At 41.3% G+C, this 13,312-nt stretch carries 14 protein-coding genes; 13 read left to right on the top strand and 1 reads right to left on the bottom strand.

Annotation, left to right across the window (positions count from 1 at the left end):
- Positions 1–44: 44 nt before the first annotated feature.
- From WA256_RS15235 to WA256_RS15220, 4 genes are all read left to right on the top strand, one after another.
- Complete coding sequence (locus WA256_RS15235; protein WP_054563470.1) at positions 45–986, top strand: hypothetical protein; 942 nt, start codon at positions 45–47, stop codon at positions 984–986.
- The gene (locus WA256_RS15230; protein ID WP_063529148.1) at positions 986–1,990 is read left to right on the top strand and encodes a hypothetical protein; all 1,005 of its coding nucleotides are present in this window, start codon (positions 986–988) and stop codon (positions 1,988–1,990) included. The genes WA256_RS15235 and WA256_RS15230 overlap by 1 nt, the downstream gene beginning before the upstream one ends.
- A 262-nt stretch (positions 1,991–2,252) precedes the next feature.
- Positions 2,253–2,885, top strand: a complete 633-nt coding sequence (locus WA256_RS15225) for a 2OG-Fe dioxygenase family protein (protein WP_054563473.1) — start codon at positions 2,253–2,255, stop codon at positions 2,883–2,885.
- 9 nt (positions 2,886–2,894) lie between these two features.
- Positions 2,895–4,133 (top strand): cysteine desulfurase-like protein, encoded by a 1,239-nt coding sequence (locus WA256_RS15220; RefSeq protein ID WP_287202327.1) that lies wholly within the window; start codon positions 2,895–2,897, stop codon positions 4,131–4,133.
- A gap of 51 nt (positions 4,134–4,184) precedes the next feature.
- Here the strand turns inward: WA256_RS15220 and WA256_RS15215 are convergent, their stop codons facing one another.
- Positions 4,185–4,889 (bottom strand): 2OG-Fe(II) oxygenase, encoded by a 705-nt coding sequence (locus WA256_RS15215; RefSeq protein ID WP_054563475.1) that lies wholly within the window; start codon positions 4,887–4,889, stop codon positions 4,185–4,187.
- Positions 4,890–4,925: 36 nt separating this feature from the next.
- On the opposite strand from WA256_RS15215, the gene WA256_RS15210 reads away from it, so the two are divergent.
- The 9 genes from WA256_RS15210 (at position 4,926) to speD (ending at position 13,290) form a co-directional block, all read left to right on the top strand.
- Positions 4,926–5,321 (top strand): acyl-CoA thioesterase, encoded by a 396-nt coding sequence (locus WA256_RS15210; RefSeq protein ID WP_335992565.1) that lies wholly within the window; start codon positions 4,926–4,928, stop codon positions 5,319–5,321.
- Between the two features lie 85 nt (positions 5,322–5,406).
- Complete coding sequence (locus WA256_RS15205; RefSeq protein ID WP_054552416.1) at positions 5,407–5,985, top strand: anthranilate synthase component II; 579 nt, start codon at positions 5,407–5,409, stop codon at positions 5,983–5,985.
- 48 nt (positions 5,986–6,033) lie between these two features.
- A complete protein-coding gene (locus tag WA256_RS15200; RefSeq protein ID WP_058584015.1) occupies positions 6,034–7,194 on the top strand; it encodes an HDOD domain-containing protein in 1,161 nt (386 codons plus the stop codon).
- 369 nt (positions 7,195–7,563) lie between these two features.
- Positions 7,564–8,769 (top strand): aspartate aminotransferase family protein, encoded by a 1,206-nt coding sequence (locus WA256_RS15195; RefSeq protein WP_054563477.1) that lies wholly within the window; start codon positions 7,564–7,566, stop codon positions 8,767–8,769.
- An 80-nt stretch (positions 8,770–8,849) separates the two neighbouring features.
- On the top strand, positions 8,850–9,866 hold the full coding sequence (astA, locus tag WA256_RS15190) for an arginine N-succinyltransferase (protein ID WP_063529878.1): 1,017 nt from the start codon (positions 8,850–8,852) through the stop codon (positions 9,864–9,866).
- Positions 9,867–9,884: 18 nt separating this feature from the next.
- Positions 9,885–11,354 (top strand): succinylglutamate-semialdehyde dehydrogenase, encoded by a 1,470-nt coding sequence (astD, locus tag WA256_RS15185; protein ID WP_062566651.1) that lies wholly within the window; start codon positions 9,885–9,887, stop codon positions 11,352–11,354.
- 128 nt (positions 11,355–11,482) lie between these two features.
- The gene (locus tag WA256_RS15180; RefSeq protein ID WP_054563480.1) at positions 11,483–11,830 is read left to right on the top strand and encodes a DUF3802 family protein; all 348 of its coding nucleotides are present in this window, start codon (positions 11,483–11,485) and stop codon (positions 11,828–11,830) included.
- 145 nt (positions 11,831–11,975) lie between these two features.
- A complete protein-coding gene (locus tag WA256_RS15175) occupies positions 11,976–12,389 on the top strand; it encodes an OsmC family protein (protein WP_055020887.1) in 414 nt (137 codons plus the stop codon).
- A gap of 88 nt (positions 12,390–12,477) precedes the next feature.
- Complete coding sequence (gene speD, locus WA256_RS15170) at positions 12,478–13,290, top strand: adenosylmethionine decarboxylase (protein ID WP_054552422.1); 813 nt, start codon at positions 12,478–12,480, stop codon at positions 13,288–13,290.
- The last annotated feature ends 22 nt before the right edge of the window (positions 13,291–13,312 follow it).

Genomic DNA, 13,312 nt, shown 5'->3' with positions numbered 1-13,312 from the left:
TCATTTCTTGGCTGCATAGATTTTGCAAATCAAGGAATTGAACAATGAAAGCACTTCTTCTTTTACTCCCCCTCAGTGGTTCGGCTCTTGCTGTTAACCCCTCTTTTAGTGAAGTCCGACTCGGTTTTGAAACGATTAGCTATAGTGAGACTCTCAATGATGTAGCAGGGTTTGGCAAGTTGAGCCAGTCAATTGATGTGACCAATCCCGCAATACGACAGATATCATACACAGGGATTGATGATGATTGGGGATTCTATATTGAAAGTGCTGCAACAATTTCTACTGAAATTGAAACTGAAACTTGGCATTTGGCAGAGTTTGGCGATATTCAAGAAAATGCATTTAAAACAAAAGCGAATGAGATCGGTTTTAAAGGTGCTTATAATTTTTCAAAAGCCATACAGTTTACTTTAGGCACTAAGTTTTTTACTTCTAGTTTTACACGCTCAAATTTTGCTTTTGTGCAACCAGGTGCGGCTGCATTTGATGAGGCACTGATTGCTATCTCAGATGATCCAGATAACCCCGCTCGTTTTACCTTACCGGGTATGAATAACGCGAACAATGTGGGCGACCAACAAGATTATAACTCCCAGCTACGCCCCGTGGTCTCTGTGTCAGAAGATCAAATGGGTATCTTGCTTACTTTAGGTGCCCGTTACGATAGTCGTTTAAAAGACAGTTTTAATAAGTACAGCTGGTATGCAGAAGCTGAATTGAGTACACCCATGTACTCTGAAATTCAAAATACTCAATTTGAAACAACTACATTAACCGACAGTTTTAATGGCTGGGGTGTGTTAGGACGAGTCGGGCTACGTTATCAAATAATGTCACATATTGCGTTAATGGGCGGTATTGATGCGCAATACAAATCTCGCGATATAGTGACTAAGAATCTTGAAAATGGTCAACGTCTGCGCGTACCTGAAGTCGAATATAGTAATGTGTCTTTTGCAGTTGGTTTGCAGTGGAGCTATTAATGAACAAGTTCGCCATAATTAGCTCATTACTTTTATTCTCTTTATCAGGGTGTAAAACCATTGATTCTGTTCAGCAAGATTTAGGTTCTCTTGCGAGTAGTATTACAGGAGAAGAACAGGCGACCCCCGAACAAATACAGGCAGCCTATGAAAAAGCCCAAAGTGTTTTCCAAGAAGCACTTACAGCTTATAACCAAATAGATACGGAGAACTTAGCGCAATTTGATGAGGAGCGTGTAGCTAAGGCTCGTAAAGTATGGGCGGTGCTTGAGCCTGAGTTTAATGAACTGCGTTTAGCTCCTGAACATGCTTTAAAAAGTGCGTCACTGTTCTCATCTGACACGGTTGCAGATGAAGTCATGTCTCAAAGTCAGGAGGTCATTTCCTTGGTTACTGAAGCGCAGCTTGCCAAGCAAAGGATCACATCGGTTTTACAGCCAATTAGAGATGAGTTTGCCATTTTAGATCAATTGGATGCTGAAACATCTTATGAAAAGCGTTATCGAGAGCTCGATAAGCAACATCAACAATTAAAGGAAATGCTCATTGACGGGCAAGAGCAGCAAGTTGCTGAGTATGTACCTAAGCTATTAGAGCAACTCATTGATTTAGAAAAAGACGCCGTTGTACAGTTTTATTTCTCTCAGTATATCGAAAAAATTTATGGGCTAGCTAACTCAAAAAAAGTCGATATATTTCCGACAGTTTATCAGGACGTTCGAAAACAATTAGAGCAAGGTGAAACATTTAGTAAAGCTAACTATCGTGAGTACGAGCAAATTAAACAACACGCTGCTTTATTGTCATTACAAATCGATCGTATTAATAGTCTCTATGCTGAGTACTTAGCCCAAAAATCGGCTATTGATAAAGACACTGTTGAAGCGCACATGCTGAGTCTAGAAAGTGAAATTTATGCATTGACCATGGCTGCTGGTTTGGGTGATCTGAGAGGCCTCTCTTTTCAGGAACAGCTTCAACAAGTAAGAAAAGCAATTAATTGAGTAAACCAAGAGCCACAGTTCGCTGTGGCTTTTTATAAAGTTTCCCTTTCTATGAGCAATTAAACTTGTCGTAAATTGTGCAACCTAAAACAGCCACATTTGTGGCTGTTTTTATTTTTTAGATTAAATATTCTAAAAAATGTCTATAACGATCTTAAAATTATCCAATATATCTTGCTGGTTTACATAAAAACGCAAATATTCCCTGCTAATTGGATTAAAATCCTCGCCAATATTCTCAACGTATTAAGGCGAGATTGAAATGACTACATTAAACAACCAGAACCTTCTACAACTTCGTTTTGTAAGCCAAGCGCACATTGACGCAGTTAAGCCTTCTTTTGCTAACCTACCTGCTAACCCATACGCAGATGGTGAATTTCGTAAGCGTCGTTATTCAGTAATCAAAGTTGTTGATGGTGAATTAAAACTACAACCAACAAAAGCATTCGTGCAAGATGACTCAATCAATACCTTCCAAGGTAATGTTGAGCGTACCTATGAAAATCTAGAAGATAGCTTATTAGCGACTGATGGCATGAAGCAAATCGTTAATCAGTTCCGCGATATGACAGGTATCAGCGATGATCGCGATATTGAAATTCACCAATTCAGAATGCTTGCGATCGACAGTGATACACCCGCTGCTCCAGAAGGTGTTCACCAAGATGGTTTTGATCACGTATGTGTGTGTGGTGTATCACACGAAAACCTAGAGGGCGGTGAGCTGCTTGTTTATGAACACCAACAAGCTGAGCCATGTTTCAAAATGGAAATCAAAGACGGCATGTTCGCACTGATTAATGACCGTGAAGTATGGCACAACGCTACACCAATGAATAAATTAGATGCAAGCAAAGAAGGTTACCTTGATTGCTTCGTACTAACTGCGTAAGGGTAAATCATGAACTTAACGCAATTACGTCGCCAGTTCCCTGCACTTATGCAACAAGTTGCAGGTCAGTCACCGATTTTCCTTGATGGTCCGGGAGGCTCGCAAGTACCACAGTCAGTGCTAAGCGCTATGAGTGCATATTTGGGTTACTACAACTCAAACTTAGGCGGCGCATTTTTCTCAAGTGATAAAACGGTAGAGTTAATGGCAAATGCTCGCCAAGCTGCAGCCGATTTATTAAATGCGCCATCTAAAGAGCAAATCGTGTTTGGTGCAAACATGACAAGCTTAACGTTTAGCTTTAGCCGTGCCATCTCGCGTGATTGGACTGCTGATGATGAAATTATCGTCACCAATGCAGATCACTTCTCAAACGTATCATCTTGGCAGCAAGCTGCTGAAGATAAAGGCGCGACAGTAAAAACTACCCTTATCAACGAAGCTGATTGCAGCCTAGATATGGCACACTTTGAAAGCCTTTTATCTAGCAAAACAAAGCTTGTTGCTGTGACATATGCGTCGAACACGACAGGCTCAATTAATGACATTAAACGCATCGTTGAGCTTGCACATGCTGTTGGTGCGCTAGTTTATGTTGATGCCGTACATTACGCACCTCATGAGCTTGTAGACGTACAAGCACTTGATTGTGACTTCTTGGCCTGCTCTGCATATAAGTTCTTTGGTCCTCATCTTGGTATCGTCTATGGTAAACGTGAGCACCTTGAAGGTTTCACACCATATAAAGTTGAACCTGCAAAAGATGTTGCGCCAGGTCGCTGGGAAACGGGTACACAAAGCTTTGAAGCACTAGCTGGATTAATTGCTGCTGTTGATTACATTGCTGCAATTAGTGAGCTTGATGATACTTATTCACGCCGAGAAAAATTAGCTGCTGCATTTGCTATGACTAAACAGCACGAAATGACATTGAGTAAGCATTTCTTAACTCGTTTAGCTGATTACCCACGCATCAAGTTATTTGGAATTGATGATCTAGAGCGTGTAGCTTACCGCACACCGACTTTTGCTTTAACGTTTGAAGGCATCGAGCCACGTGTTGTGTCTGAGTTTTTAGGTAAGCAGCATATTTGTGTGTGGGATGGTAACTTCTACGCCCAAGGCTTATGTAAGCAGCTAGGTGTATTAGAAACAGGCGGCGTAGTACGCATTGGTTGTATGCATTACAACACAATTGAAGAGCTTGATAAGGTTTTTGATTTATTTGATCAATTACTAGCAGATTAAAGCTGAGCTTTAATTAAGCTATAAGCAGCCCGAGTGGGCTGCTTATTACCGCTAGGATTGTGGTTGGCCATATATTTGTTCCGCGCGGTTGAATAAGACCCACGAGGTTAAAATATACTTATCATTTGAAATAGGCTTATTACCACGGTGCGTGTGGGTAAAATAGCCCGGTGCTACGACCATAGAACCCTGTTTAGGCGATATTTTTCGTTGTTGATAGTAAAACTCTGTTTCACCACCTTCTTCTACATCATTTAAATAGAACATAAATAACAGCACACGATGCAGAGCTTCGTTGTGGCCAGCTTGCGGGTATACCTCGCTATGCCAATAAGGGTAGCCACCTTTATTGATATCGTATTTCTGTGCTTGAATTGGACCCATGCGGAAAATTTGCTGCACGAGTAATGGCAATTGTGGTTTGCCGACTTCTTCAAAGTTATCCTGTGTTAAGTCAACAGGTTTGCCCGTTTGCGGATGGTAAACCTTTAAACCAAAGGCACCAATCATCATAAAAATATGCTCTTCAAGGTATTTGAAGACGTAACCCGCAGTCGTTTGTTGAATATGCTTTAGTTGCTCAGCGTATTCGGGGTGGTTATTAAGGTATAAATCGCGGCTGTCTTTTTTCGCTAAATCTACTCCGCCTGAGGTAATGCCTTGTTTTAAATGCGGGCTTTGTTCAAATACCGTGATAAAGTTGTCGCAAAATTCTTTGCTGAGGGCGTTTTCGTATACGCGAATAAAGTCCGTCATGAGCTACCTTTAGTTTATATTTTTTATAGGGTTACTATGTTTACTGAAATTATCACACCACGCTTTAGCGAAACAGATGTGCTAGGGCACATCAACAATACCGTACTCCCTGTATGGTTTGAAGCCGCCCGAGCGCCTATTTTCAGGTTTTTTACGCCCGATTTAAACCCTTATGAGTGGAAACTGATCATTGCTAAGGTTGAAGTAAGCTTTGTGGGTGAGTTGTTTTATGGTCACGATGTCACAGTGAAAACCAGTGTTGAGCACATCGGCTCTAGTTCATTTGTACTGCGCCAAGAGGCTTGGCAGCAAGATAACTGCTGTGCCGTTGGTAAAACTGTACTAGTACGTTATGACTTTGCAAATAAATGTTCGCAAAAACTTAATGAGCAAGAAAGGGCTGACCTTACAGCGCATTTAATCGCTGAGTAATACCCCATTTTTTGCCGACATTTATGAACGCTTGGGGTAAAATGCGCCTTCATTATTTTGACTGAGTAATTTTGGGTTACACGCAATGCTGTTAATGATCGACAATTATGATTCGTTTACATACAACCTAGTGCAATATTTTCAGCGCTTAGACCAAGATGTATTAGTTAAACGAAATGATGAGATCAGCATTGCTGAGATTAAACAACTTAACCCAGAGCACATTGTACTATCGCCTGGGCCATGTTCACCAAACGAAGCGGGTATTTCTTTGCAAGTGGTTGAACAACTAAAAGGCCAGTTGCCAATTCTTGGTATTTGCTTAGGTCACCAAACTATTGCTCAGGCTCTAGGTGCTGATGTTATTCGTGCAAAGCAAGTGATGCATGGTAAAACCTCGTTAGTTAAGCATACCAATCAAGGTGTGTTTAACGGTTTGGCAAATCCACTGACGGTATGCCGGTACCATTCTTTAGTGGTGGATAAACAAAGCCTGCCTAGTGACTTCACTATTACCGCATGGACAGAACAAAATTCTGATTTTGATGAAATTATGGGGATCATGCATAATGATTTAGCACTTGAAGGAGTGCAATTTCACCCCGAAGCAATTTTGACCCAACAAGGGCTTGAATTACTTGCTAACTTTTTAACTCGCTTCTAACCTTAGGCTAGTGAATTAACAAATATGACCGACAATACGCCTGTGCAAATGACCGAAGAAAACCGACAACAAAGGACTGCGATGGTGCTTAATGAGCGCGCGCACGATCTTTTGCTTGGTCACAGTTTTGCACAGCGTCAAATTGGCTATATTCACACCCTCGAAATTGATTATGGCGAATCAATGGAACAGCGAACTCTATTAGAAGTAGAAGTTGCTGCTGAGAAAAAACGTCAAAAGAGCAGTACAGCTCACCATAAATACCGTGCACAGGCGAGCAAGCAATTACACCAAGTGATTGAGGCTGCCATGCATAAGCAGCTTGAAGACATTGATTCAGTAATTCATGAAACTATAGGGATTCAAGATAGCGTACCTGCTATTTTAGATATTTTAGCTGTGCGTTCGGCCTCAGTAGGTCGACTAGAGCCGTTAGTTAAAGATTTGAGTTGGTTAGGTCGTGAGCTCGTTGCGTTTGTGAATTTACCTTTCTATCGAAAACAACGTAATAAACACACTTCAGTTCAAGTCGATAACCCACTGTTAGCGCTTCGCTACATTGGTTTAGATAACTTAAAGTTTGTCGTGCCAACCTTTGCGGTACGTCATTGGATGCCACACAGTACAGAGCCATTTCCACTACTAAAGCGTCGACTTCGTGATAACTCAATGGCGTGTGCCATTGCTGCTCAAGAACTTGCTAAATTAAATGGTGTAAATGAGGTGCACGCGTTTACCTTAGGTATGCTACTCGACGTGGGTAAGATAGCGCTAGTACGTATATACCTTCGTATTTTTGAGTTAGTTTGGCAGCGCCAAGTAACGAAAGCCCGTGATGAGCAAAAGAAAGATCTACACACAGCTTTATTAGAGCTAAAACCGGATCCTTTATTTTTAAGCACCTTGCTAAATAAGCAGTCGATGAAGGTAACAGCCACCGTAATTGAGAAAATGGCTTTTAGGTATTTGCCATTTAATGCGGTAATGCAGCAGTTAACTACACCTTTAGCTAAAAACGATGAGTATTTGCCGCTTACCAAGGTGATTTTAAAAGCCCGTTGTTACGCTCAGTATTTAAGTTTAAATGAGCATCAACTAGTCGAAAATGACGAAACCGAACGTTGGTTTGCACACTTCGATTTCACTAAAGAAGAGCTTGATCAGCTAGCAAAATGCAATTTTGATCGCTTTCATATTCAAATTAATTAAAAAAATTGTTAATTTTTTTGCGACTATTCATTCATTGTTTATCAATCCGCAGCGACAAATTTTTTCTCTTTAGCCTCTGCTTGGCTCACTAGCCGTACGCCTTTTTGTAGTATTTAGAACAAAAAGTAGCCTTCAAATAGTTATTCACTATCCATGAAAAAATATCTCAAGCCCTTTATTTTCAAGGGTTACATGAAAGTTTTCTAAGAGACAGGATGAAAATTTTCTGGAATAATGGATGAATGAAAATTGAACCAAAGAGTAATTTTGGTGATTTTGCGCTAAGCTCAATCGGCTAAGTAAAATGGCTTAGTTTAGCTTTAGAGCGCCACCTTACTCTGAGTGTGCTTACAATTATGAGGATATAAAATGACAGTCAATCGCGAATTATTTGATCAAGTAATGGTTCCTAACTATGCACCATCAAGTGTTATTCCAGTTCGAGGCGAAGGCTCTCGCGTATGGGACCAAGAAGGTCGCGAATTTATCGATTTTGCGGGTGGTATTGCTGTTAACTGTCTTGGCCATTGTCACCCAGCTCTTGTAAGTGCATTAAAAGAGCAAGGCGAAAAAATTTGGCACTTATCAAATGTAATGACTAATGAACCAGCGCTTCGCTTAGCTAAAAAGCTAACTGACGCAACGTTCGCTGAAAAAGTATATTTTGCTAATTCTGGTGCAGAAGCTAACGAAGCGGCACTTAAACTTGCACGCCGTTTTGCACTTGATAACTTTGGTGAGCAAAAGTCACAAATTATCTCATTCAACAAAGGTTTCCACGGCCGTACCTTCTTCACAGTAACAGTAGGCGGTCAAGCTGCATACTCTGATGGTTTTGGTCCAAAACCTGGTGATATCGTTCACTGTGACTACAACGATTTAGCAGCATTTGAAGCGCTTATCTCAGACAGCACATGTGCAGTAATGATGGAGCCTCTACAAGGTGAAGGGGGTATCATTTCTCCAACTGCTGAGTTTGTTGAAGGTGTTCGTGAGTTATGTACAAAGCACAATGCACTACTTATCTTTGATGAAGTACAAACAGGTGTTGGTCGTACGGGCGAGCTTTATGCTTATCAAGGTCTAAATGTAACTCCTGATATCTTAACGACTGCAAAAGCGTTAGGTGGTGGTTTCCCTATCGGTGCGATGATCACCACAACTGATATCGCTAAGCACTTAAAAGTAGGTACTCATGGTTCTACTTACGGTGGTAACCCACTTGCGTGTGCAGTAGCAGAAGCTGCATTCGACACAGTAAATACTCCTGATGTACTTAACGGCGTTAAAGAAAAGTCAGCGTTATTCCGCGAGTTACTAACTGCGATTAACGAAAAGTACAATGTATTCACTGAAATCCGTGGCGAAGGTCTATTAATTGGTGCTGTAGTAACAGAGCAATTCAAAGGTCGTGCAAAAGAGTTTTTAGTAGCTGGTACTGCAGAAGGCGTTATGTCTTTAGTGGCTGGCGCTGATGTTGTTCGTTTCACTCCGTCACTTGTAATTCCAGAAGCTGATATCCGCGAAGGTATGGCTCGTTTCGAAAAAGCAGTTGCAAAAGTCGTTAACGGCTAAACGAAACAGTCATTTCAGGGCAAGTTAAGCTTGCCCACATTTCTTAATTTACCGTTATTTATAAGGGAGCAAGCGGACTTATGATGATCCTTCGCCCAATCCAGCAAAGCGATTACCAAGCGTTAGTAAAGATTGCTGTTGAGTCAGGCCATGGCTTTACGTCTTTGCCTAATAATGAAGAGTTATTACAAAAGAAAATTGATCATTCTGTCAGCTCATTTGCAAAAGCAGCACAGCAGCCAGGTGATGAAGGTTACTTGTTTGTTCTTGAAGATAGCGAAACGGGTGAAGTTGTAGGGACTTCGGGTATTGAAGCCGCTGTTGGTTTAGATGATGCTTTTTATCATTATCATTTAAGCAAAGTAATTCATTCTTCTCGTACGCTAGACGTGTATAAAGCCGTTGATATTTTAACCCTGTGTAATGATTACACCGGTGCAACTGAGCTATGTACATTATTCTTAAAAGATGGCTACCGTAAAAACAATAACGGTAAATTGCTTTCAAAAGCGCGTTTTATGTTTATTAATCAACATAGAGAGCGTTTTGCTGACACCGTCATTGCTGAAATGCGTGGTGTGTCAGACGAAAGCGGCGAAAGCCCATTCTGGCAATGGCTAGAAGAGCACTTTTTCTCAATGGACTTTCCAACGGCAGATTACTTAACGGGTATTGGCCAGAAAGTATTTATTGCTGAGTTAATGCCTAAATACCCAATTTACGTCAACTTACTGAGCAAAGATGCACAAGCTGTGATTGGTCAAGTACATGACAACACACGCCCTGCGATTGAACTATTAAAGAGCGAAGGTTTCACCTTTAATGGTTATGTAGACATTTTTGATGCAGGCCCAACTGTTGAAGCAAAGGTAGATAACATTGCTACAGTCAGAAATGCCCACACAGTTAAAGTTGAAATTGGTGAAAGCCATGGCGACACCACGGTATTGTTAGCAAATGATAAAATTGCTGATTTTAGAGCAACCGTGACTCAAGTTAGCCTATCATGCGATGCCGATAGCATCACAATCTCAAGTGAACTAGCAAAAGCACTTCACTTAGAAGCGGGTGATTCAGTATCACTTGCAGAACTATAGAATTCAGGAGACATATTAATGACTCATGCAGCGCAATTTATTAATGGTCAATGGCAAGCAGGCCTTGGTCATACTTTTCAGTCTGTAAACCCAGCAAATAACGATGTAATCTGGCAAGCAAACACTGCCACCGCAGAACAAGTAGACGGCGCAGTCGCTGCTGCACGTGAAGCGTTTTACAGCTGGGCTGATAAAACATTTGCAGAGCGTTTAGCGATTGTAAAAACATTCGCAGAAACACTGAAAGAGCACAGCGAAGAATTAGCGATTGCTATCGCACAAGAAACAGGTAAACCACTTTGGGAAACACGCACTGAAGCAGGTGCGATGGTGGGTAAAATTGCTATCTCTGAAAAAGCATTTTTAGAGCGTACAGGCGATGTTGAAAACCCAATGCCACAAGGTCGTGCGATGATCCGCCACAAGCCGCATGGTGTTGTAGCTGTGTTTGGCCCTTATAACTTCCCTGGTCACTTGCCAAATGGTCACATTGTACCTGCACTATTAGCAGGCAATACCGTGGTATTTAAACCGTCTGAGCTAACGCCAGCAGTTGCTGAGTTAACGTTAAAGTTATGGCAAAAGGCGGGTCTCCCTGCAGGTGTAATCAACCTTGTGCAAGGTGAAGTAGAAACGGGTAAAGCGCTTGCATCTCATAAAGGGATCGACGGTTTATTCTTTACTGGCTCTTCGCGCACTGGTCATATTTTACATGAGCAGTTTGCTGGTCAACCGGGTAAAATCTTAGCTTTAGAAATGGGTGGTAATAACCCGCTTATCGTTACTGATGTTGCTGACACTAAAGCGGCTATCCACGATATTATTCAATCAGCGTTTATCTCTACAGGTCAACGTTGTACGTGTGCGCGTAAGTTATTCTTACCTGCAGGCGAGCAAGGTGATGCCATCTTAGCGGGTCTTATTAAAGCAACTAAAGCTATTAAAGTCGGTGACTACGACGCAGAAGAGCAACCTTTCATCGGGTCAATGATTTCTTCAGCAGCAGCAGCTGGTATGGTCACAGCACAACAGCAACTTGTTGAGCTTGGCGCTGAAGTGTTAGTTGAGCTAACGCACAAAGAAAATACCGGCTTTGTGACACCGGGTATTTTAGAGTGTACAAATGTCGCTAACTTCCCAGACGAAGAGCACTTTGGACCACTGCTTAAAGTATTCCGTTTCACTGATTTTGATGCCGCTATTGATAAAGCGAATGACACAAGCTTTGGCTTATCAGCTGGTTTATTAAGCGACAGCGCAGCAGATTACGACCATTTCCTACGTCGTATTCGCGCAGGTATCGTAAACTGGAACCGTCCTATCACAGGTGCATCAAGTGCAGCACCATTTGGTGGTATTGGTGCATCAGGTAACCACAGAGCAAGCGCATATTATGCTGCTGACTATTGTGCATACCCTGTCGCTTCGGTAGAGCTTGAAAAAGTAGCAATGCCAGCGACATTAAGCCCAGGCTTAAAAATCGATTAATAATCGTAAATTATTATAAAAAGCAGCTTCGGCTGCTTTTTTTGTATGAGATGCTTGGCAAAGGTAGCAATTAAAAGCGCTTTCTGCTTAAATCTAAAGAGATAGTTTTTTATTAGGTGTGCAGTCGTATGGTTTTAGATAGGCAAGGGTACGATGATCTTGTCATGTATCTCACTCAAAATTTAGCGCTTTTTGAGAAGCCGGGTCAAATTAAACCAGGAGCTCCAACAGTGTTAGAGCTGATTGAAGACGTGATAGCAGAAAATGTCATGTTACTTTGCGAGCAACACACAGAGCTTAATACTGAACAACGCAGCCAAATTGTTCGCGAAGTCGACGGTATCGTATATGACTTACAAGAAGTGCTGAGCAGCGTTACAAATCACACAGTAACCGTTGAACAACACGCGTTTATTGATGAGTTTGCTGGATTAGTGAAAAACTTATTCGATAGTGCTGTTGTCGAAAGTGCCTAACTTATAAAGCACAACACAATTTCTAGTCTTTAAGCGAGCAGCTCAAAGTTTGTAACTCGCTTTCCTTTAAAGCTCACCTCTTATCCCTTGCATCTGTGTGTGACTTGCTTACAATCAAGCAAAATAACTTTAAGAGATAAAGCACATGCAAGCGAATGTAAAATGGGTAGAAGGCGATACGTTTATTGGCCTTTCAAATTCAGGTCACAATGTAGTTTTTGATGCAGGTAGCGATAGCGCTGCGCCAAGCCCAATGGAAATGGTTTTAATGTCAGCGGGTTGTTGTTCATCTGTTGATGTTGTTAGTATTTTAAAAAAAGCAAAACAGTCATTTTCTGATGTGCAAGTTAAGCTATCTGCAGAGCGTGCTGAGTCAGCACCTCGCGTGTTTACCAAGATTAATCTACACTTTGTGGTTACCGGTGATAATGTCTCTGAAAAGCACCTTGCAAGAGCGGTACAATTATCTGCTGAAAAGTATTGTTCTGTAGCCTTAATGCTTGATAAGACAGTAGAAATTACGCATAGTCATGAAGTTGTGCAAGAACAGGTAAAATAACGCTTTTTCCGAGCAGGAAATTCGTATAAAATCCGCGAACTTTTATTTCTGCTGGTGCAGGTTTCACTCGTTTTAAGGTTGGTTTAGCATGAATAAACCCTTCGATAAAATTAAGCTTCATGGCTTTAATAACTTAACTAAGAGCTTAAGTTTTAGTATTTACGATATTTGTTACGCAAAGACGGAACAACAGCGTAAAGAATATATTGAATATATCGACGAACAGTACAGTGCTGATCGCCTTACCGATATTTTAGGTGAAGTTGTGGATATTATTGGCGCAAACATTCTAAATGTTTCTCGCCAAGATTATGATCCGCAAGGCGCCAGCGTAACAATCTTGATCTCTGAAGAGCCAATTGAGCAACAAACAACGTATGACGTTGATGAAGCGCCGGGTCCTCTTCCTGAAACAGTGGTAGCACACTTAGACAAGAGCCACATTTGTGTTCACACATACCCAGAAGCACACCCTGATGATGGTATTTGTACGTTCCGTGCTGATATCGAAGTATCAACGTGTGGCATTATTTCGCCATTAAAAGCGTTAAACTTCTTAATTCACAGCCTTGAGTCTGATGTTGTAACAATTGACTACCGCGTACGTGGTTTTACTCGTGACGTTGATGGTGTAAAACACTATATCGATCACGCGATTAACTCAATTCAGAACTACATGACTGAAGATACCAAAGAAGCGTACCAAATGATGGACGTGAACGTGTATCAAGAGAACTTGTTCCACACGAAGATGATGTTAAAAGAAACTGACTTGAATACTTACCTATTCGGTGTTTCTACAGCAGATCTTTCGGAAGAAGAAGAAGAAGTTATCTACTCTAAGCTGACCCGCGAGATGCAAGAAATCTTCTACGGTCGCAACTTACCAGACACTGAGTAAGTCACTATAGCTTTAAAAAAAC

The sequence above is a fragment of the Pseudoalteromonas sp. CH_XMU1449-3 genome (genome assembly GCF_037027245.1).
GTDB lineage: Bacteria > Pseudomonadota > Gammaproteobacteria > Enterobacterales > Alteromonadaceae > Pseudoalteromonas > Pseudoalteromonas shioyasakiensis.
This window is presented reverse-complemented; position numbering and strand designations above follow the sequence as displayed.